Annotated in this window: 20 protein-coding genes; 7 read left to right on the top strand and 13 right to left on the bottom strand. The window is 52.9% G+C overall.

Annotated elements, in window-relative coordinates:
* Positions 1-23: 23 nt before the first annotated feature.
* The 9 genes from era to rseD form a co-directional block, all read right to left on the bottom strand.
* Positions 24-929, bottom strand: a complete 906-nt coding sequence (era, locus tag ABK821_RS18455) for a GTPase Era (RefSeq protein WP_395034019.1) — start codon at positions 927-929, stop codon at positions 24-26.
* Positions 926-1,606 (bottom strand): ribonuclease III, encoded by a 681-nt coding sequence (gene rnc / locus ABK821_RS18450; protein WP_138361015.1) that lies wholly within the window; start codon positions 1,604-1,606, stop codon positions 926-928. Before rnc ends, era begins: the two co-directional genes overlap by 4 nt.
* A gap of 224 nt (positions 1,607-1,830) precedes the next feature.
* Positions 1,831-2,805, bottom strand: a complete 975-nt coding sequence (gene lepB / locus ABK821_RS18445) for a signal peptidase I (RefSeq protein ID WP_138361014.1) — start codon at positions 2,803-2,805, stop codon at positions 1,831-1,833.
* A 15-nt stretch (positions 2,806-2,820) separates the two neighbouring features.
* On the bottom strand, positions 2,821-4,620 hold the full coding sequence (gene lepA / locus ABK821_RS18440; RefSeq protein WP_308561081.1) for a translation elongation factor 4: 1,800 nt from the start codon (positions 4,618-4,620) through the stop codon (positions 2,821-2,823).
* A 185-nt stretch (positions 4,621-4,805) separates the two neighbouring features.
* Entirely contained in the window at positions 4,806-5,285 is a 480-nt protein-coding gene (gene rseC / locus ABK821_RS18435; protein ID WP_138361012.1) for a SoxR-reducing system protein RseC, read from the bottom strand.
* Positions 5,282-6,238, bottom strand: a complete 957-nt coding sequence (gene rseB, locus ABK821_RS18430) for a sigma-E factor regulatory protein RseB (RefSeq protein WP_138361011.1) — start codon at positions 6,236-6,238, stop codon at positions 5,282-5,284. The genes rseC and rseB overlap by 4 nt, the downstream gene beginning before the upstream one ends.
* A complete protein-coding gene (gene rseA / locus ABK821_RS18425) occupies positions 6,238-6,888 on the bottom strand; it encodes an anti-sigma-E factor RseA (RefSeq protein WP_138361010.1) in 651 nt (216 codons plus the stop codon). Before rseA ends, rseB begins: the two co-directional genes overlap by 1 nt.
* A gap of 32 nt (positions 6,889-6,920) precedes the next feature.
* The gene (rpoE, locus tag ABK821_RS18420) at positions 6,921-7,496 is read right to left on the bottom strand and encodes an RNA polymerase sigma factor RpoE (protein ID WP_004104583.1); all 576 of its coding nucleotides are present in this window, start codon (positions 7,494-7,496) and stop codon (positions 6,921-6,923) included.
* Positions 7,497-7,535: 39 nt separating this feature from the next.
* Positions 7,536-7,634 (bottom strand): rpoE leader peptide RseD, encoded by a 99-nt coding sequence (rseD, locus tag ABK821_RS18415; protein WP_395034070.1) that lies wholly within the window; start codon positions 7,632-7,634, stop codon positions 7,536-7,538.
* A gap of 292 nt (positions 7,635-7,926) precedes the next feature.
* Here rseD and nadB point away from each other — a divergent pair, with 292 nt between their 5' ends.
* Complete coding sequence (gene nadB / locus ABK821_RS18410; protein ID WP_343178796.1) at positions 7,927-9,546, top strand: L-aspartate oxidase; 1,620 nt, start codon at positions 7,927-7,929, stop codon at positions 9,544-9,546.
* Here nadB and ABK821_RS18405 read toward each other — a convergent pair.
* Positions 9,531-10,271 (bottom strand): tRNA1(Val) (adenine(37)-N6)-methyltransferase, encoded by a 741-nt coding sequence (locus ABK821_RS18405; protein ID WP_138361008.1) that lies wholly within the window; start codon positions 10,269-10,271, stop codon positions 9,531-9,533. The genes nadB and ABK821_RS18405 overlap by 16 nt on opposite strands.
* A 132-nt stretch (positions 10,272-10,403) precedes the next feature.
* Here ABK821_RS18405 and srmB point away from each other — a divergent pair, with 132 nt between their 5' ends.
* A complete protein-coding gene (srmB, locus tag ABK821_RS18400; protein WP_138361007.1) occupies positions 10,404-11,732 on the top strand; it encodes an ATP-dependent RNA helicase SrmB in 1,329 nt (442 codons plus the stop codon).
* A 46-nt stretch (positions 11,733-11,778) separates the two neighbouring features.
* Here the strand turns inward: srmB and grcA are convergent, their stop codons facing one another.
* Positions 11,779-12,162, bottom strand: coding sequence for an autonomous glycyl radical cofactor GrcA (gene grcA / locus ABK821_RS18395; RefSeq protein WP_138361006.1), 384 nt, complete (start codon positions 12,160-12,162; stop codon positions 11,779-11,781).
* A gap of 310 nt (positions 12,163-12,472) precedes the next feature.
* Between grcA and ung the strand changes: the two genes are divergently transcribed.
* Positions 12,473-13,162 carry a uracil-DNA glycosylase gene (gene ung / locus ABK821_RS18390; RefSeq protein WP_142502408.1) on the top strand — a complete coding sequence of 230 codons (690 nt, stop codon included), beginning with the start codon at positions 12,473-12,475 and terminating at the stop codon, positions 13,160-13,162.
* Between the two features lie 66 nt (positions 13,163-13,228).
* Here the strand turns inward: ung and ABK821_RS18385 are convergent, their stop codons facing one another.
* The gene (locus ABK821_RS18385) at positions 13,229-14,302 is read right to left on the bottom strand and encodes a tRNA/rRNA methyltransferase (RefSeq protein ID WP_395034018.1); all 1,074 of its coding nucleotides are present in this window, start codon (positions 14,300-14,302) and stop codon (positions 13,229-13,231) included.
* A 203-nt stretch (positions 14,303-14,505) separates the two neighbouring features.
* On the opposite strand from ABK821_RS18385, the gene trxC reads away from it, so the two are divergent.
* The 4 genes from trxC (at position 14,506) to pssA (ending at position 19,862) form a co-directional block, all read left to right on the top strand.
* Entirely contained in the window at positions 14,506-14,931 is a 426-nt protein-coding gene (trxC, locus tag ABK821_RS18380) for a thioredoxin TrxC (protein WP_138361003.1), read from the top strand.
* 69 nt (positions 14,932-15,000) lie between these two features.
* Positions 15,001-15,681, top strand: a complete 681-nt coding sequence (tapT, locus tag ABK821_RS18375; protein ID WP_138361002.1) for a tRNA-uridine aminocarboxypropyltransferase — start codon at positions 15,001-15,003, stop codon at positions 15,679-15,681.
* A gap of 53 nt (positions 15,682-15,734) precedes the next feature.
* Entirely contained in the window at positions 15,735-18,389 is a 2,655-nt protein-coding gene (gene pat / locus ABK821_RS18370; RefSeq protein WP_142502410.1) for a protein lysine acetyltransferase, read from the top strand.
* Positions 18,390-18,506: 117 nt separating this feature from the next.
* On the top strand, positions 18,507-19,862 hold the full coding sequence (gene pssA / locus ABK821_RS18365) for a CDP-diacylglycerol--serine O-phosphatidyltransferase (protein WP_395034068.1): 1,356 nt from the start codon (positions 18,507-18,509) through the stop codon (positions 19,860-19,862).
* A gap of 56 nt (positions 19,863-19,918) precedes the next feature.
* Here the strand turns inward: pssA and ABK821_RS18360 are convergent, their stop codons facing one another.
* Entirely contained in the window at positions 19,919-21,217 is a 1,299-nt protein-coding gene (locus ABK821_RS18360) for an MFS family transporter (RefSeq protein WP_138361000.1), read from the bottom strand.
* Between the last annotated feature and the right edge of the window lie 651 nt (positions 21,218-21,868).

Here is a 21,868-nt window from a genome sequence, read left to right as displayed (position 1 = left end):
CGGAAAGCCATAGCGTATCCAACTCAGAGATCGTCGACGTAACCGAGACTGCGCAACGCGCGTCCGTCATCGGCCCAGCCGGATTTCACTTTCACCCACAGCTCCAGGTGAACCGGCGCTTCGAACATCTCCTGCATGTCTTTACGCGCTTCGATACCGATGGTTTTGATTTTGGCGCCTTTATTGCCAATCACCATCTTCTTCTGCCCTTCACGCTCAACCAGAATCAGGCCGTTGATATCGTAGCCGCCGCGTTCGTTAGACACGAAGCGCTCAATTTCGACAGTAACGGAATACGGCAGTTCAGCCCCGAGGAAACGCATCAGTTTTTCACGGATGATCTCGGAAGCCATAAAGCGCTGGGAGCGATCGGTGATGTAATCTTCCGGGAAATGATGGATAGCCTCCGGCAGATGCTTGCGCACGATCCCGGCGATAGTATCCACGTTCAGCCCGGTTTCCGCGGAGATCGGCACAATATCGAGAAAATTCATCTGGCTACCGAGAAACTGCAGGTGCGGCAGAAGATCCGCTTTTTCCTGTACGTTATCGACTTTGTTCACCGCCAGAATCACCGGCGCTTTACCGTCACGCAGCTTGTTGAGCACCATCTCGTCGTCTGGTGTCCAGCGGGTACCTTCAACCACGAAGATAACCAGCTCAACGTCGCCGATAGAGCTGCTGGCCGCTTTGTTCATCAGGCGGTTAATGGCGCGCTTTTCTTCCATATGCAGACCGGGAGTATCGACATAGATTGCCTGATATGGACCTTCGGTATGAATACCGACAATGCGGTGACGCGTAGTCTGGGCTTTACGGGAAGTGATAGAGATCTTTTGCCCGAGCAGCTTATTCAGCAGAGTGGATTTACCCACGTTAGGACGACCAACGATGGCAATAAATCCGCAGTAGTTTTTTTCTTCGCTCATTCCAGCTCCAGCTTTTTCAGCGCCTGTTCGGCGGCAGCCTGCTCCGCCTTACGGCGGCTAGAACCCGTGCCAACCACCGGTTCACTCAGGCCGCTAACCTGGCAGTGGATAGTAAATTCCTGATCGTGCGCCTCGCCGCGAACCTGGACAACCAGGTAAGACGGTAGCGGCAGGTGACGCCCCTGCAGGTACTCCTGCAAGCGGGTCTTCGGATCTTTTTGCTTATCACCCGGACTAATTTCGTCCAGACGGCTTTGGTACCAGGAGAGAATCAGGCGCTCCACGTTCTGAATATCGCTGTCGAGGAAAATCCCGCCAATTAAAGCTTCAACGGTATCCGCCAGGATGGATTCACGGCGAAAACCTCCGCTTTTCAATTCACCCGGTCCAAGACGCAGACATTCACCTAGCTCAAATTCGCGAGCAATCTCCGCCAGCGTATTACCTCGCACCAGCGTCGCGCGCATACGGCTCATATCGCCTTCATCCACACGTGGAAAACGATGATAGAGCGCGTTTGCGATCACAAAACTCAATATTGAGTCGCCTAAAAACTCCAGACGTTCATTGTGTTTGCTGCTGGCACTGCGGTGAGTTAATGCCTGTTGCAACAGATCCTGATGATGAAAAGTGTAGCCCAGCTTTCGTTGAAGCCGATTAATTACGATGGGGTTCATGCGTTACCAATAGATAAATGCGTCAAAAATGCAGCACACGAAACCGACCTGAGTAACAACCAACGCGGTTTCGTGTGCTGTGTCAATCTTACGAAAGACAACCTAAAACTTCGGGGGGATATTCTATACGCAACAACAAGGGATGTCGTTAGTTTGGCAAGATTTAAATCTTAAATAATTCACGCTGCCGTTATTACCGCGGCAGCGTGAATAAGAGCGGGAAATTAATGGATGCCGCCGATACGGGATAAACGGACTCCGGTAGGCCACTCACCTTCCTGTTTTTCGAAGCTCATCCAGATTGCGACCGCTTTACCCACCAGATTGGCTTCCGGCACAAAGCCCCAATAACGGCTGTCAGCGCTGTTATCACGGTTGTCGCCCATCATGAAATATTGCCCCGGCGGAACGATCCAGGTCGCCAGCGGCAAGCCGGACTGATGGTAATACATCCCCACCTGGTCCTGCGCAATCGGCACGGTCAGAATACTGTGCGTGACGTCGCCCAGCGTCTCTTTGCGTTCCGTCAGCCGGATACCGTCAGCCTTAGTTTCGCCTTTTGGCAACTGCCAGAAACCGCTACTCGCTTCACCGCCATTGCTACGAGAGAAAGTCTGTACGAAATCGCTCGGCTCAACGTTGGAATAGGTTATCGGCAGAGCATTTCCGCAGGCCTGGCCAGAACTACAGCCTGGCTGAATGGTGATCTGTTTAGCGATCGGATCGTAAGTGACTTTATCACCCGGTAAACCCACCGCACGTTTAATATAATCCAGGCTCGGATCTTGCGGATATTTGAAGACGACGATATCGCCCCGTTTCGGATGACCGGTTTCAATTAGCGTTTTCTGATAAATCGGATCTTTAATGCCGTAAGCAAACTTCTCCACCAGGATAAAATCGCCAATCAGCAGGGTCGGCATCATTGACCCCGAAGGGATCTGGAAGGGCTCATAAATAAATGAGCGAACCACCAGCACAATGGCCAGTACCGGGAATACCGAAGCGCCTGTTTCCAGCCAGCCGGGTTTCGGGCCAACTTTTTTCAGCGTTTTTTTGTCCAACTGGTCGCCAGTCGCTGCCAGAGCAGCGGCCTGATGATCACGACGTTTTGGCGCAAAGATAAATTTATCGAGGCACCACAACAGACCCGTCACCAGTGTAGCGATGACCAGGATCAGGGCAAACATGTTCGCCATGCCAACTCCTTAAGGTTATTTACCGTCTTTACCAACGTGCAGAATGGCGAGGAACGCTTCCTGCGGCAATTCAACGTTACCCACTTGCTTCATACGCTTCTTACCTTCTTTCTGCTTCTGCAGCAGTTTCTTCTTACGACTGACGTCGCCGCCGTAGCATTTCGCCAGCACGTTTTTACGCAGTTGTTTAACGGTGGAGCGGGCAATAATGTGGTTGCCGATAGCGGCCTGGATAGCAATATCAAACTGCTGGCGCGGGATCAGATCTTTCATCTTCTCAACCAGCTCGCGGCCACGATACGGCGCGTTATCGTTGTGGGTGATCAGCGCCAGCGCATCAACGCGTTCGCCATTGATCAGCACATCCACGCGCACCATGTTGGAAGCCTGGAAACGCTTGAAGTTATAGTCCAGCGACGCATAGCCACGCGAGGTAGACTTCAGACGATCAAAGAAGTCGAGCACCACTTCCGCCATTGGGATTTCATAGGTCAGCGCAACCTGATTACCGTGGTAAACCATGTTGGTTTGCACACCGCGCTTTTCCACACACAGGGTAATCACGTTGCCGAGATACTCCTGCGGCAGCAGCATATGACATTCGGCGATCGGTTCGCGCAACTCCAGGATATTGTTCAACGGCGGCAGCTTAGACGGGCTATCAACGTAGATCACTTCTTTTGAGGTGGTTTCGATTTCATAGACTACCGTTGGCGCGGTGGTGATCAGATCCAGATCGTATTCACGCTCCAGGCGCTCCTGGATGATCTCCATATGCAGCAGGCCGAGGAAGCCACAGCGGAAACCAAAGCCCAGCGCAGTTGAGCTTTCCGGCTCATAAAACAGAGACGCATCGTTGAGGCTCAGTTTGCCCAGCGCGTCGCGGAAGTTTTCATAATCATCCGAGCTTACCGGGAACAGGCCGGCATAAACCTGCGGTTTGACCTTTTTAAAGCCCGGCAGCGCTTTTTCCGCCGGGTTACGGGCGAGCGTCAGCGTATCGCCAACCGGCGCGCCGAGAATATCTTTAATCGCGCAAACCAGCCAGCCAACCTCACCGCATTCCAGTTCAGTACGGTCAATCTGCTTCGGCGTGAAAATACCCAGACGATCGGCGTTATACACCTGCCCGGTACTCATCACCTTGATTTTATCGCCTTTGCGCATGGTGCCGTTTTTGATACGCACCAGGGAGACAACGCCGAGGTAGTTATCAAACCAGGAGTCGATAATCAACGCCTGTAGCGGCGCTTCCGGGTCACCCTCCGGCGGCGGAATATCCCGTACCAGACGCTCCAGCACATCCGGTACGCCAACGCCGGTCTTCGCCGAACAGCGCACCGCATCAGTAGCGTCAATACCTACGATGTCTTCAATCTCTTCCGCCACGCGTTCCGGATCGGCCGCAGGCAGGTCGATTTTGTTCAGGACCGGTACCACTTCGAGATCCATTTCCATCGCCGTATAACAGTTAGCCAGCGTCTGGGCTTCAACGCCCTGACCGGCGTCAACCACCAGCAAAGCGCCTTCACAGGCCGCAAGGGAACGGGAAACTTCATAAGAGAAATCGACGTGACCAGGGGTGTCGATAAAGTTCAGCTGATAGGTCTCGCCATCAGTCGCTTTATAATCCAGCGTAACGCTCTGCGCCTTAATAGTGATACCGCGCTCACGTTCAAGATCCATGGAGTCCAGAACCTGAGCCGCCATTTCACGATCGGACAGGCCACCGCAAATCTGGATAATACGATCAGACAACGTCGACTTACCGTGGTCGATGTGGGCGATGATGGAAAAGTTACGTATATTCTTCATATTTAGAGTTAATTATGCCTTACGCGTATCATGAGGCCGCAGTTCTGCGCCTGACGTTTTTTAATCCGAAAACGCCGCATTCTACACTACATCCACGAAACCAGGAAATGCTCTTACCGCTAGCATAACCGGAGTAAATGACGAGATCTTGCAGGAGTTGTAAGTAAAGATAAGGGCCAGTGAAATCACTGACCCAATGGTGAGGAAGGTGTCTCAACACGGACTAAATCTGGCGGCAAACCAACGCTAAGAATGACCGGCTGCCATGACTGCCGGGTGGCTAAGCCCGCTGAAAGACCACGAGCCAGCAAAAACCCGCCAACGCCCCCCAGAATTGCCCCACACAGCGAAGCGAAGTCATTGGCAAACAGAAACTGGAATATCGACGCCATCACGAATAGCCCGACTAACGGCACCATATAGACCAACATCGCTGACCCCAGCAGGCTGCTCTCCGCAATACCCAGTTCCACTTTTTGCCCGCCCGACAACGGTTGTTCATATGGAACGCTAATGGTATGACTGGTTTGCGGACCAAGCTTATTCAGCACCCGACTACCGCAACCGGCGCGGGAAGCGCAGCTACTGCAGGATGCCTTAACATCGCAGTGCACCTGCGCAATGCCGTTACTCCAGGAAACAACCGTCGCCCACTCTTTGATCATTGTGCTGCCCCGAATTTAATACTGTCGGCAATACGCTTCGCGGTTTGCGGCGGTAGCTCGCCAACAATGGTTATCTCTGCATTATCGCGCACGGTGGTGCTTACGGTACGACGGCCGGTACGCAGGAGCTGATCGCTGCTGTTTGCCGTGGCGTGATTGATATTGATAGAGAAACTAAACAACCCATCGGAATACAGCCGCGATTCTACCGGGCCATCGAAAGTGGGTAGACGGCGTCGGCTGCTGGACACCTCGGTAACGCCCTGCGGCAGCCAGGTTGGCGCCCAGTTAAAGTTGGCCTTATTACTACTCTCCGGAACGGACAGTTGCGGGGGAAGACTCGCCTTAGCCAGCGTTTCCATACTGGCGCTCACGTTATCGCCGACGTTAAACGCGACGACGCGGAATTGCTCAAGCGTTTCACCATCGCGATCAAGCAAATCAATGCGTAGCGGTAGCTTCGTTTCAACATCTAACCAGGCGATATAGCTGTAACGCGTACCGTCACGCGCAACGACGCGGACGACATCGCATAAGCGATCGGCGATGCGCGTACGCCCGACGGAGATAAAGTCGTAATAAGCCGCCAGCCGTTTAAAGTCGCTATACACCAGTGAAGGCAGGGAATCAACAATATAGTCACCGTTCAGAGTGAACGGATCAAGGCCCGGTTCAAAATAGCTAATTTCCGTGCCACGCAGCACCACTTCACGACGAGGCCCGTCGAGCTGTAACAGCTGAGCGAGAGGGCGATTATTCAGTTTTGCGTGTCGATAACGCAACGACTCAACGCCCTGCTTGTTGATGCTGACGAACGAAAGCTCGTAATTGAGGGACTGACTGGCCAGGTTCATCTGCTGCAACAACGCCCCGGACGATGCATCAGCCGAGGCGTTGACGGAGAAAAACAGACTGCCTGCCATGAGCGACATGGCACACCAAAATTGCTTCATTACTGCGATTGCGTTCCTAAAGTTTGATAGCCTGGCACCTGAATAGCAGCTTGCTGAGTCTGGGCCTGACCAAACTGAAGCTGTTCAGCATGCAGGCGACGCTGCAATTCATAGTCCTGCAGCATAGCATTAATTCTGCGGCGCTGTTCCTGCACCTGAGCCTGCTGACCGCTTCCTGCTGACGCATCCGCAGGTACGCCCAGACTGACCGGGCTGGCTTTACCCATCATCGGCAGAGTATTAAATACCGGCGCCTCGGGCTGCTGAGAAGAATCCGCCTGGCCATTATACTGTTGAACGCCGACAATCACCGCAAGGGATACGCACGCCGCGACGCCCATTTGAGTGAGCGAACTGGCCCATGGACGCAATTTTTGCCAGAAGGGCATCTTGCGCCACTGATGCGGTGTAGGTTGAGATTCAGGAATAAGAGGAACCGAATGACGAGCGGGCTCGTTTTCAATCGCAGCCATAACGCGAGCGGAGATGTCGAAATGGAGCACCTCAGTCGTATCGCCGCGCAGCGTATCGCGGATGAGATGGTAACTCTCCCAGGTTTTTTGCATTTCAGATGAACGACCCAGCTCATTGAGCAGCTCGTTATCCAGCGCCTCGCCATCCATTAAGGCCGAAAGTTTTTCTTTCTGCATACCTGATACCCTTTTCCAGTATTCCGCTATCGTCAACGCCTGATTAGCGGTTGAACTTTATTATCAATAGCTTCCCGCGCCCGGAAGATGCGCGAACGCACGGTGCCCACCGGACAATCCATGATGGCGGCTATTTCTTCATAGCTCATGCCATCCAGCTCCCGCAACGTAATCGCCATGCGTAAATCTTCCGGCAGCGATTCGATGGTACGAAAAACGATTTGTCTCAGCTCTTCTGACAACATTAAGTTCTCAGGGTTCGAAATTTCTTTCAACGCCCCGCCGCTTTCGAAGTTTTCAGCATCATTAGCATCAACATCGCTGGATGGCGGACGGCGCCCCTGAGCAACCAGATAATTCTTCGCCGTATTGACGGCAATGCGATACAACCAGGTATAAAAAGCACTATCCCCCCGGAAAGAATCCAGCGCACGCCATGCTTTTACGAACGACTCCTGAACAACGTCAGCGATATCGCCCGGCGGCACGTAGCGGGAAACCAGACTTGCAACCTTATGCTGGTAACGCACCACCAGCAAATTAAATGCTTTCTGATCTCCTTTCTGGACCCGCTCAACAAGGACCTGATCCGTTAACTGCTCGCTCATCCGAGGTAATGTCTCCCCAAACCCAATTCCCATGTGAATTCAAAAACACCACCCAATTACTGCATAAATGAGCAAGCTGTGGGTTGGAGTATCTGAAAACAATAAAGTTCCGTTACGCCTGTGTTTTTCGTCTTGCAGCCGCTGACAGGTTGTTATCTCTCATTATATGTCCCGGTTGCTAAACGATATGTAAGATAATAAGAAAAAGCGCAGGACCCGCCAGAAGGGTAGCGTAACCCAGCTTTTATTTCACTATAAAATCCAGATGCCAGCCAGCGGCGGCGTAAAACGTGTCTTTCATTTAAATTTACCGCCCGCTGGATTCAGGCGCTATGTTTAGCCGTCACAACACGCGACAAAAAAAATGTACAAACTATCGCCTTCAGGTGCTATTGTTCAGCAACCATGTTTAGTAAATTAAACAAAAACCATGAATACAACGCCTGATGTCTCCTGTGATGTGTTGATTATCGGTAGCGGCGCTGCCGGTTTATCCCTTGCCCTACGCCTGGCGAAACACTGTTCGGTCGCGGTGCTGAGCAAAGGCCCTGTCAGCGAAGGTTCAACGCTCTACGCGCAGGGCGGGATCGCCGCTGTCTTTGATGAAACCGACAGCATAGAATCCCACATTGAAGATACGTTGATTGCCGGTGCGGGTCTTTGCGATCGTCATGCGGTCTCTTTTGTCGCCAGTCATGCGAAAGCCTGTGTGCAGTGGCTTATCGATCAGGGCGTACTGTTCGATACCCAGGTTCAGGCGAATGGCGAAGAGAGCTATCACCTGACCCGTGAAGGAGGTCATAGCCATCGTCGAATTCTCCACGCTGCCGATGCAACGGGGAAAGCTGTTGAGACCACCCTGGTCAGTCAGGCGCTGGCGCATCCCAACATCCATGTGCTGGAGCGCAACAACGCCGTTGATCTGATTCTCTCTGATAAAATCGGCCTGCCGGGGACACGTCGCGTTGTGGGCGCCTGGATCTGGAATCGTAATAAAGAAGCGGTTGAAACCTGTCGCGCGAAAGCGGTGGTGCTGGCGACCGGCGGCGCGGCTAAAGTCTATCAATATACAACAAATCCAGACGTCTCCTCCGGCGATGGCATCGCTATGGCCTGGCGAGCGGGCTGTCGGGTCGCCAACCTTGAATTTAATCAGTTTCACCCTACCGCGTTATATCATCCGCAAGCGCGCAATTTCCTGCTGACTGAAGCGCTGCGTGGCGAAGGCGCCTTGTTAAAACGCCCGGACGGCACACGGTTTATGCCGGATTTTGACGAGCGCGGCGAACTGGCGCCGCGAGACATCGTTGCCCGCGCCATCGACCATGAAATGAAGCGTCTTGGTGCTGACTGCATGTATCTTGATATCAGCCATAAACCGGCGGAATTTATTCGCCATCACTTCCCGATGATCGACGAAAAGCTGCAGGGACTGGGTATCGATCTGACAAAAGAACCGGTGCCTGTCGTTCCCGCGGCCCACTATACCTGCGGCGGGGTGATGATTGATGATAACGGACGCACCGATGTCGATGGCCTGTACGCCATCGGCGAAGTTAGCTATACCGGATTACATGGCGCTAATCGCATGGCCTCAAACTCGCTGCTTGAATGCCTTGTCTACGGCTGGTCCGCTGCTGAAGATATCGTTAAACGCATACCTTTCGCCCAGGCGGTCAATGCGCTGCCGTCGTGGGACGAAAGCCAGGTCGAAATCCCTGACGAGCTGGTGGTCATCCAACACAACTGGCACGAGCTGCGCTTACTGATGTGGGATTATGTCGGCATTGTGCGCACGACCCGCCGCCTGGAGCGCGCCCTGCGCCGCATCAATATGCTGCAACAGGAGCTTGATGAATACTATGCCCGCTTCCGTGTCTCCAATAATTTGCTGGAGTTACGTAACCTGGTTCAGGTTGCCGAACTGATTGTTCGCTGCGCCATGTTGCGTAAAGAGAGCCGCGGGCTTCACTATACGCTGGATTATCCTGACCAACTGACGAACAGCGGGCCGTCAGTGCTCTCTCCGCTGGATCACATAAAAAGATAAAAATCCTGGGTCAGCGCGGTAAATCCTTCGGAATATTGCTGCTCTGGCCCACGGATAACCAGGCGATCGCTAAAACACGCCTCCCCCGCCGTTGGTGAAAACGCCAACAGAACCCGATGTGGCGGGCGCACGTCCGTTTCCGCAACATCAGTACGTAAACGCAGATGCCAGCCCATATTCTGTGCCCGCTGCACAAACGCGTTACCAATATCGACCGGAAGCACAACGCAGAAAAAGCCCTCTTCGGTAATGAACTCAGCGGCGCAGGTTAACAACGTCGCGTGATCGAGCGAAGTGGTATAACGGGCCTGCTCGCGCTGCAAGGTTGCGCAGGGTACGCCTTCCACGAAAAAAGGCGGATTGCTGACAATCAGTTCATAACGCCGGGTTTGCGGCGGCTGCCATTGCTGAATATCCGCCTGGTGGATCTGGATACGCCTGCCCCATGGAGAATTCACCGCGTTTTCTCGCGCCTGTTCCGCCGCCTCTTGTTCCAGCTCTACCGCATCAACAATGACAGTTTCCCCGGTTCGCTGCGCGAGCATCAGCGCCAGCAGGCCGCTGCCGGTGCCGATATCCAGCACGCGCTTTACCTGAGCTATCGGTGCCCATGCGCCAAGTAAAATACCGTCTGTACCCACTTTCATTGCACATCGATCGTGAGCGATAAAGAATTGTTTAAAGGTAAAACCATTGCGCGGCAGCGCAAACTTCGACTGAGACATCCTGAATAACCTTGCGGGCAAAAAACTCCTGAGCTTAAGGCTATGAACAATACCGGAGAACAGATAGCCTTACAAACAGATGAACATTGCGTCGGTAACGTCTATAATCGGCGGTCCACTCAGAGGTAGATCATGACTGTAACGACTTTTTCCGAACTCGAACTCGACGAAAACCTGCTGGACGCACTCCAGGATAAAGGTTTCACACGCCCGACCGCCATTCAGGCCGCCGCTATTCCGCCTGCGCTTGATGGCTGTGATATCCTCGGTTCAGCGCCAACCGGTACGGGTAAAACAGCGGCGTATCTCCTGCCCGCGTTGCAGCATCTGCTCGATTTTCCGCGCAAGAAGTCTGGTCCGCCGCGCATTCTGATCCTGACCCCGACCCGCGAGCTGGCAATGCAGGTTGCCGACCATGCGCGTGAGTTAGCAAAACATACCCATCTGGATATCGCCACGATCACCGGCGGTGTCGCATATATGAATCACGCCGAAGTGTTTAGCGAGAATCAGGACATCGTTGTCGCCACAACGGGCCGTCTGCTGCAATATATTAAAGAAGAGAACTTCGACTGCCGTGCCGTTGAAACGCTGATTCTTGATGAAGCGGACCGTATGCTGGACATGGGCTTTGCGCAGGATATCGAACACATTGCCGGTGAAACCCGCTGGCGTAAGCAGACCATGCTGTTCTCCGCCACCCTCGAAGGCGATGCAATTAAGGATTTTGCTGAGCGTCTGCTGGACGAGCCGGTTGAGGTCTCTGCTAACCCTTCTACTCGTGAACGCAAAAAGATTCACCAGTGGTATTACCGCGCCGATGACATTAAACATAAGACCGCATTGCTCGTCCATCTTCTGAAACAGCCAGAAGCGACGCGTTCTATCGTCTTTGTACGCAAGCGTGAGCGTGTTCATGAACTGGCTGGCTGGCTACGTGAAGCGGGTATTAATACCTGCTGGCTGGAAGGCGAAATGGTGCAGATGAAGCGCAACGAAGCGATTAATCGCCTGACGGATGGCCGTATTAACGTGTTAATTGCTACCGATGTTGCCGCCCGCGGTATTGATATTCCCGACGTCAGCCACGTCATCAACTTCGATCTGCCGCGTACGGCGGATATCTATCTGCATCGTATCGGTCGTACCGGGCGCGCAGGTAAAAAAGGAACGGCAATTTCTCTGGTTGAAGCCCACGATCACCTGTTGCTGGGGAAAATTAGCCGCTATATTGAAGAACCGTTAAAGGCCCGCGTGATCGATGAGTTGCGCCCGGTAACGCGCGCGCCAAGCGAGAAGCTAACGGGTAAACCGTCGAAAAAAGTCTTAGCGAAGCGTGCAGAGAAGAAAAAGAAAGATAAAGAGAAACCGCGCGTGAAGAAACGTCATCGCGATACCAAAAACATTGGTAAGCGCCGTAAACCCAGCGCGGATACGGCGCCGCAGTCAAACGAAGAGTAAAAAAACGCCGGGAATGATATCCCGGCGTTTTCACATCAAATGAACCTTACAGGCTTTCGGTAAAAGTACGGGCGATAACGTCGCGCTGCTGTTCCGGCGTCAGAGAGTTAAAACGCACCGCATAGCCAGAAACACGAATAGTCAGCTGTGGGTATTTTTCCGGATGTTCAACCGCATCCAGCAGCGTTTCACGGCGCAGAACGTTCACGTTCAGGTGTTGACCACCTTCAACACGAACTTCTGGTTTCACATCTACCGGGATTTCACGGTATTCGATCTTACCCAGGTTGCTTACCGCAACCACATCATCTTCAGCAAAACCGGCTTTAGCACACAGGCAACGGGCTTCGCCTTTTTCACTATCCAGCAGCCAGAAAGAGTTCAGCAGGTCGTCATTTGCAGCTTTAGTAATTTGGATACCAGTAATCATTTGGTGCCTCCCAGGCAGTGTTTATCGATTATTGGCCTTCTCGGCCAATTGGTAAAACCATTGTTGTATGAGTGTATATATATCAGCCGGACACCCGGCATTCTTTGATTTAAATCAACAAAAACCACACCAGAAAAATGGGTATAACCGGATATTATTGTTTTACATCAAGTTACGCCCCAGTGAATGCTAAATAAATTTGTAAATTTTCAATTTTATTTGCATGAAGAACGTCAATCTGGCGGCGCAAATTTTGTGATGCTGAAAGATGCAGTTAAGCTATGGCAATGACACTTTGCAGGAGAGCAAAATGACCGCCCCATCAACCTGGCACGATGTGCTGGCAGAAGAGAAACAGCAGCCTTATTTTATCAATACCCTGAAAACCGTAGCTGAAGAGCGCCAATCAGGAATCACCATCTACCCACCGCAAAAAGATGTCTTTAACGCGTTTCGTTACACTGAACTCAGCGACGTCAAAGTGGTGATTCTGGGCCAGGACCCCTACCACGGGCCGGGACAGGCTCACGGCCTTGCTTTCTCCGTTCGGCCAGGGATTGCGACGCCGCCATCGTTGCTGAATATGTACAAGGAACTGGAAGGGACAATACCCGGCTTCCAGCGCCCGAATCACGGCTATCTCGAAAGCTGGGCACGTCAGGGAGTACTGCTGCTCAATACCGTATTAACGGTACGCGCAGGCCAGGCACACTCGCACGCCAGCCTCGGATGGGAAACCTTTACGGATAAAGTGATTTCCTTGATTAACCAGCATCGGGAAGGCGTTGTGTTTCTGCTGTGGGGTTCACATGCCCAGAAGAAAGGCGCGATTATCGATCGCCAGCGCCACTGCGTGCTGAAAGCGCCTCATCCTTCGCCGCTCTCCGCTCACCGCGGGTTCTTCGGCAGCAATCATTTCGTTCGGGCAAATCAGTGGCTGGCGGAACGCGGTGAAACGCCGATTGACTGGGTACCCAGGCTGCCGGCTGAAAGTGAATAACGCAGAGCCAGATTCAAAATGAGAATGCCAGCATTACGCTGGCATTTTTAACTCTGGACTAAGGCATCATGCTTTATTCTGACGCCACCATTCCGCCAGCAGCACGCCGGTCGCAACGGAAACGTTCAGGCTTTCAACATTGCCGGTTCCTTCAATCACCACATTCAGATCGGCGCTGGAGATAGCGGCATCGGACAGACCATCATTTTCCTGACCTAATACCAGCACCATTTTCTTCGGCAGTTCGGCTTTAAACAATGGCGTTCCGTTATGGCTCGACGTCGAAACAATCGCATAACCCGCTTTGCGGAAGCGCTCAAGCGTATCGATAAAGCTGTCGCCCGTAATCGGTTCAACATGTTCCGCGCCGCCTTCTGCGGTACGAATTGCAGCCCCGGACTCCATAACGCCCGCATCCTGCACAATCACCCCCTTCACCCCGAAGTGCGCGCAGCTGCGCATAATCGCGCCGAGGTTATGCGGATTGCCGACATCTTCCAGCGCCAGGACGCAATCTTCAGCATCGGCTTTCGCCACCCACTGTTCAACCGAGGTCCCGTGCCGCTTTTTAATCAGGAAACATACGCCCCCATGATGTTCAGTGCCGGACGCTTTCGCCAGTTCTGCATCATCGACCACGTGGTAGGCTTTACGATTAGCCGCCATCCAGCGCAGGGCTTCTTTGAAGCGCGGGGTGACACTCTGAATAAACCAGGCGCGTACGATGGCATCCGGACGACTCTGGAAAAGCGCCTGACAGGCATTTTCACCATAGACGCGGGTCTCTTCCGCACGCTGGCGGCGCAGCACTTCAGGATCGATAAAGCTTTTTCCGCTGATCCCGCCGTGATCCACTTTTACCGGCGCGTCATCACCCGGCGCGCGGGATACGGTACGCCACGGAGAGGTTCCCTCACCGACAAAACCTTCACGCTTGCGCTCATCACGTTTACGCTCGCCGCCGCGGCCCTCTTTTTCATCGCGCGCAGGGCGGTGACGACCGTCAACACGAGACTTTCCTGGACGCCCCCCGCCTTTCCCGGTTCGTGGGTTATGGGTACGTCTGTCAGAATCATCATCACTGCGGACATACATCACTTTGACCTTGCCGCTTTTATTTTTCAGTTCGTCGTCGCTCATCAATTTTCTCCACCTGCGCTGCGCGAAGCGCGCAGATTACCCGATGTGCCATCACTTAGCCATTATTTCATTTAAAAGCCGGAGTCTATCGTATTCATTGAATAAAACTCATTGTCCTTTATTATCTGAGCATCAATAATATGTAACATTACAGAAACAAATCGGCCACGTGCCGCGCTGCAACCCATAACCAGAGGTTAGTTATGAATACCGTTTGTGCCAGTTGTCAGGCTCTGAACCGCATCCCGGACGATCGTAGCGCTGAAGGCGCGAAATGCGGACGCTGCGGTCACGATCTTTTTGACGGCGATGTGATCAACGCGACCGGGGCAACGCTGGATAAACTGCTGAAAGACGATCTCCCTGTTGTTGTCGATTTTTGGGCGCCGTGGTGCGGCCCTTGCCGTAACTTTGCGCCAGTATTTGAAGATGTGGCGGAAGAACGCAGCGGCGAAATGCGTTTCGTGAAGGTGAATACCGAAGTGGAACGAGAACTGAGCGCGCGTTTCCGCATTCGCAGTATCCCCACCATTATGATGTTCAAAAATGGTCAGGTTATCGATATGCTGAACGGCGCCGTCCCCAAAGCGCCTTTCGATAGCTGGCTAAACGAAGCAGGCCAGCAGTAAACGAGACGGGGCGCCGCTTGTGCCCCGTTTTCACCTCTGCGACAATGGCGTCTTTTGTTAGCGATCCCCATGACTGATAACGCTGTCCTTCGCCTTCGCGCTGAACGCCTCGCACGCGCTACCCGGCCTTTTCTTGCCCGCGGCAACCGCATCCCTCGCTGCCAGGGTTGCCTGCTCCCGCAGAAGCAGTGTCTCTGCGCCACTCTCGCCCCGGCTACTGCCGCCAGCCGTTTTTGTCTGGTGATGTTCGATACCGAGCCAATGAAGCCCAGCAATACCGGACGGCTGATTGCTGACATCCTGCCGGATACGGAAGCATTTCAATGGTCACGCACCGAACCACCACAAGCGCTTCTCGACTTAGTCGCCGACTCGCGATACCAGCCGATGGTGGTTTTTCCGGCTTCTTATGCCGGTACTGAACGCCAGGTGCTTGATGCTCCGCCTCCGGGAAAACCGCCGCTGTTTATTATGCTTGACGGCACCTGGCCCGAAGCGCGAAAAATGTTCCGCAAAAGTCCGTGGCTCGATGCGCTGCCGATGATTTCCGTCGACCTGTCGCGTATCTCCGCTTATCAACTGCGGGAAGCTCACGCGGAAGGGCAATACTGCACCGCCGAAGTGGCGATTGCGCTGCTGGATCTCGCGGGGGATAAAACCGCAGCCGCGGCGCTTGGCGATCACTTTAGCTTATTCAGAACACGCTACCTGGCAGGAAAAACGCAGCACAGGGGCAGTATCACAGCATAATTGCCAGAAAGCGTTTAAAATCATTCGGTCATTGCGGATCAAAGGAGACCGGTATGAGCCAACGAGGCCTGGAAGCATTGCTGCGGCCAAAGTCGATCGCCGTTATTGGCGCATCCATGAAGCCACAGCGCGCCGGTTATCTGATGATGCGCAACCTGCTGGCTGGCGGATTTAACGGCCCGGTTCTCCCGGTGACGCCGGCATGGAAAGCGGTCCTCGGGGTGCTGGCCTGGCCCACCGTCGATACGCTGCCCTTCACGCCCGATCTTGCTGTGCTTTGTACTAACGCCCGCAGAAACCTTGAATTGCTGGAAGCACTGGGGAAAAAAGGGTGTAAAACCTGCATTATTCTCTCGTCCATTCCCGAACACTATCCTGCTCTGCTTGAGTGCGCCGCCCGCTACCAAATGCGGCTGCTCGGGCCGAATAGTCTGGGCCTTCTCGCTCCCTGGCAGGGTCTCAACGCCAGTTTTTCACCGGTCCCGATTCATCGCGGTAAACTGGCGTTTATCTCACAATCAGCGGCGGTCTCCAACACGATTCTCGACTGGGCTCAGCAGCGCGAGATGGGGTTTTCTTACTTTATTGCCCTGGGCGATAGCCTGGATATTGATGTTGACGACCTGCTCGACTTCCTTGCGCGCGACAGTAAAACCAGCGCTATTTTGCTCTACCTTGAGCACCTGAGCGATGCCCGACGTTTTGTTTCAGCGGCCCGTAGCGCATCGCGCAACAAGCCCATCCTGGTGATTAAAAGTGGGCGCAGCCCGGCGGCACAGAAGCTTCTGCACGTTAATTCCGGTATGGATCCCGCCTGGGACGCAGCTATTCAGCGCGCAGGCTTACTGCGGGTGCAGGACACACACGAACTCTTTTCTGCGGTCGAAACCCTTAGTCACATGCGCCCTCTGCGCGGCGAGAAACTGATGATTATCAGTAACGGCGCCGCGCCAGCAGCGCTGGCCCTCGACGAACTCTGGCTACGTAACGGCAAACTTGCCGTTCTCAGCGAGGAAACCTGCAACAATCTCCGCCAGGCATTACCTGACGGTATTGCCATCGCCAACCCGCTGGATCTGCGCGATGACGCCAGTAGCGAGCACTATCTCAACGCGCTGAATGTACTGCTGGATAGCCATGACTACGATGCGCTACTGGTAATCCATTCACCAAGCGCCGCCGCACCAGGAACAGAAAGCGCGCTGGCGCTCATTGACGCCCTGAAGCGTCATCCGCGCGGCAAGTTCGTCACCGTTCTCACCAACTGGTGTGGTGAGTTTTCCTCTCAGGAAGCCCGACGTCTGTTTAGCGATGCTGGTCTGCCAACCTATCGCACGCCCGAAGGGACGATTACCGCCTTTATGCATATGGTGGAGTATCGACGTAACCAGAAACAGCTCAGAGAAACCCCGGTACTGTCAAATTCCTTAACCGCCAATTCCACCGAAGCTCATAGTTTGCTACAGCGTGCGATTGACGAAGGCGCAACGTCGCTGGACACGCATGAAGTGAGCCCTGTCCTGCATGCTTACGGTATTCATACCCTGCCAACATGGATTGCCGCAGATAGTGCCGAGGCTGTGCATATTGCCGAGCAGATTGGTTATCCTGTGGCCCTGAAGCTCCGTTCACCGGATATTCCGCATAAGTCGGAAGTTCAGGGGGTTATGCTTTATCTGCGTACCGCCAGCGAGGTCCAGCAGGCGGCGGATGCCATTATCGATCGCGTCAAAATGACCTGGCCGCAGGCACGCATTCACGGGCTACTGGTGCAAAGCATGGCCAATCGCGCCGGGGCGCAGGAGTTACGGGTGGTTGTGGAGCACGATCCGGTTTTCGGGCCGCTGATCATGCTGGGCGAAGGCGGCATGGAGTGGCGTGCGGAGGATCAGGCCGCTGTCGCGCTGCCACCGCTGAATATGAACCTTGCGCGCTATCTGGTTATTCAGGCCATCAAAAGTAAAAAGGTGCGTGGGCGCAGTGCGCTACGCCCTCTGGATATTCCGGGCCTGAGCCAACTGCTGGTACAGGTCTCAAATTTAATTGTCGATTGCCCGCAGATTCAGCGTCTGGATATTCATCCTCTTCTGGCTTCCGGCCATGAATTCACTGCGCTTGACGTAACATTAAGTCTGTCCCCATTCACTGGCGATAGAGAAAGCCGCCTGGCCATACGCCCTTATCCGCAGCAACTGGAAGAGTGGGTGATAATGAAGAATGGTGAACGCTGCCTGTTCCGCCCAATCCTCCCGGAAGATGAACCCCAGCTATTGGCCTTTATTGCCCAGGTCACGAAGGAAGATCTTTATTATCGTTACTTCAGCGAAATCAACGAATTTACGCACGATGACTTAGCCAATATGACGCAGATCGACTACGATCGAGAAATGGCCTTTGTCGCAGTACGTTCCACAACGGCGGGGAATGAGATCCTCGGCGTGACGCGGGCAATCTCCGATCCGGATAATATTGATGCCGAGTTCGCCGTACTGGTGCGATCTGACTTGAAAGGCCTGGGTTTAGGCCGCCGTCTACTCGAAAAGCTGATTGCCTATACACAAAGCCATGGACTTCAGCGGCTAAATGGCATCACTATGCCGAATAATAAAGGCATGATCGGCCTCGCCAGAAAGCTGGGATTCTCGGTTGATATTCAGCTTGAAGATGGGATTGTCAGTCTGTCTCTTCAGCTTGTATCTGAGCAATGACAAACAGCCGGGCGCAATTGTTGACTACTTTAACGGGTAGTAATGGTATTATTGCCCGCTTACGTCGTCTGCATGGTACAGAAGACCCTTCAATAAACAGAGAAGAAACGCACTGTGATGTTGTCAAAATTTAAACGTAATAAACATCAACAACACCTTGCCCAACTCCCTAAGCTTTATCAGTCAGTTGATGATATCGAGTTCTTTTACGCTCCGGCAGATTTTCGGCAAGCGTTACTGGCCAGGATAGCTCAGGCCACCCAGCGTATTTGTATTATTGCGCTCTATCTGGAGCAGGATGATGGCGGCAAAGGAATTCTGCAGGCATTGTATGATGCGAAGCGCCTGCGCCCTGAACTGGATGTTCGGGTGCTGGTGGACTGGCATCGCGCCCAGCGCGGCCGTATTGGTGCCGCGGCATCAAACACCAATGCCGACTGGTATTGCCGCATGGCGCAGAAAAATCCTAGTGTCGATATCCCGGTTTATGGCGTTCCGGTCAATACCCGTGAAGCGCTCGGGGTTCTCCACTTCAAAGGCTTTATCATTGATGATTGCGTGCTCTATAGCGGCGCCAGTCTGAATGACGTTTACCTGCATCAGCACGATAAATATCGTTACGATCGCTATCAGTGTATCCGCAACAGCAAGATGGCCGATGTGATGTTCGACTGGGTTGAGCAGCACCTGGTACAAGGCCGTGGCGTTAATCGTCTTGACAGATCCGATCGCCCAAAAAGCCCGGAAATCAAAAATGATATCCGTCAGTATCGTCAGGAACTTCGCGATAGCAGCTACCACTTCCTCGGGAATGCGGATGAAGACCGGCTATCGGTAACGCCGCTCGTTGGTCTGGGTAAGACCAGCCTGCTGAATAAAACAATCTTCCATCTGATGCCCTGTACCGAGCATAAACTGACTATCTGCACTCCCTATTTCAACCTGCCCGCTCTACTGGTGCGTAATATCATCCAGCTGTTACGCGGCGGGAAAAAAGTTGAAATTATCGTCGGTGATAAAACCGCTAATGATTTCTATATTCCGGAAGATCAGCCGTTTAAAATTATCGGTGCGCTACCCTATCTTTATGAAATCAATCTACGGCGTTTTCTGAGCCGACTACAGTATTATGTCAACAGTGGGCAATTGATTATCCGTTTATGGAAGGACGACGATAACAGCTACCACCTGAAAGGCATGTGGGTTGATGACGAATGGATGCTGCTGACCGGTAACAATCTAAACCCTCGCGCCTGGCGCCTGGATCTGGAAAATGCCATTCTTATTCATGACCCGGAGAATCAGCTTAGCGCAATGCGTGAAAAAGAGCTAAATCTCATCCGTCAACATACCACGATCGTCCAGCACTATCGTGATCTACAAAGTATTGCCGACTACCCGGTGAAAGTCCGCAAACTGATCCGGCGTCTGCGACGAATCCGAATAGATCGTTTGATCAGCCGCATTCTCTGAATTGTTGCCCCGTACCACGGGGCTTTTTTCTGACATTTGCAGGCATATCATTAATTCTACAAACGCAGGCCCTTACCTTTACGGTGCAACGTCAGGGAAACCAGGAAAGCAATCGCCCCCATGACGGTGACATACCAGTAGAAAGCGTGCTCAATCCCGGCCGATTTTAACGACAGAGCAACGTACTCTGCCGAACCGCCAAATAATGCATTGGCAACCGCGTAAGATAACCCAACCCCTAAGGCCCGAACCTGGGCCGGAAACATTTCGGCCTTCAGAATCCCGCTAATTGAAGTATAGAAACTGACGATCAGCAACGCGCATACCACTAAGGCAAATGCCGCATACGGCGAACTTACGTGTTGTAATGCATTGAGGACAGGAACGGTAAACAGGGTAACTAATGCGCCAAAGCAGAGCATAGAGGTGCGACGGCCAATTTTATCCGAGAGCGCACCAAACAACGGCTGAACTAACATATATACCAACAGGGCTGCGGTCATAATCATACTCGCGGTACCCACCGTCATGCCCGCGGTATTGACCAGGTATTTTTGCATATAGGTGGTGAAAGTATAAAAGCTCAATGAACCAGCGGCAGTGAAACCCAGCACCATAATAAATGCTTTGCGGTTACGCCATAATCCTTTAAACGATCCCGCCTCTTTTAGCGCGCGCGTTTCCTGTTTAGACGTTTCGTCCAATTGGCGCCGCAGCCACAGGGCAACGATAGCTAACACTGCGCCAAGCGCAAAGGGAATGCGCCATCCCCAGGCGTGCAGATCTTCATTGCTGAGGATTTGTTGTAAAACTACAACGACAAGTACCGCCAGAAGCTGGCCTCCAATCAGAGTGACATACTGAAATGAGGCATAAAAACCTTTCTTACCTTCAACGGCAACCTCACTCATATAGGTTGCACTGGTGCCATATTCTCCTCCGACAGACAGTCCCTGAAATAAACGCGCTAGCAGAAGCAGTGCCGGGGCCCAGGTCCCGATCGTTGCATAACCGGGTAAGCATGCGATCACCAGGGAACCAAAACACATCATACAAACGGAGATGAGCATGGAAGTTTTACGTCCGCGCCGATCGGCAATACGCCCGAATAACCAACCGCCGATCGGACGCATCAGGAAACCTGCGGCAAATACTCCTGCAGTTTGTAACAATTGCGTTGTGGTATTTCCGGAAGGAAAGAAGATGTGGGCAAAATAGAGTGAACAAAATGAATAAACATAAAAATCAAACCATTCAACCAGATTACCTGACGATGCTCCTACAATTGCCCATATACGACGTCGGGTATCGCCGTGCTCCGGCGTTCTACATGCGCTAATGCTACTTTCTGTCATTATAATTATACTCCAGCAAAGACTGTAATCTGTCTCGTCGGGCGTGGCAGATTATCTGGATAAATTAATTGGTGAATAAAATGTTATACAATTGTTATAATTTTATATGTGACGGTTATCACGTTTTATTCCGTGACAGGAGCATTCAAGATTAACGATAACGCACAGGCGAAGATGAAGTGAAATATGAGGATAAGTGAGTCTGAGCAGGCCTTTGTGTTGGTTCATACGTAAGCCGGATAAGGCGCAGCCGCCATCCGGCAGTGCCCGGACGGTATAAACGCAAAAAGGCCATCCGTGAGGATGACCTTTGAGGCTGATGACAAACCTGATTTAGATATTGTGCTCGCATTTCTGCCGGGTGGCGGCCATCGCCTTACCTGGCATGTAAAACCAATAATATCATCATGTTATGGGTTTTTCGTAGGCCCGCGCAAGCGAAGCGCCGCCGGGCAATTCCGGAAAAACGCACTTTGTCAGCAATCTGAAAGGCCATCCGTGAGGATGACCTTTTCACTTATTTAATGCCTGGCAGTTTATGGCGGGCGTCCTGCCCGCCACCCTCCGGGCCGTTGCTCCGCAACGTTCAAATCCGCTCCCGGCGGATTTGTCCTCCTCAGGAGAGCGCTCACCGACAAACAACAGATAAAG

Origin of the sequence: Klebsiella sp. KE9456, from assembly GCF_043832615.1 — a bacterium.
Taxonomy (GTDB): Bacteria; Pseudomonadota; Gammaproteobacteria; order Enterobacterales; family Enterobacteriaceae; genus Klebsiella; species Klebsiella indica.
Note: the sequence above shows the minus strand (reverse complement) of the source record. Positions and strands in the feature narration are given on the sequence as shown.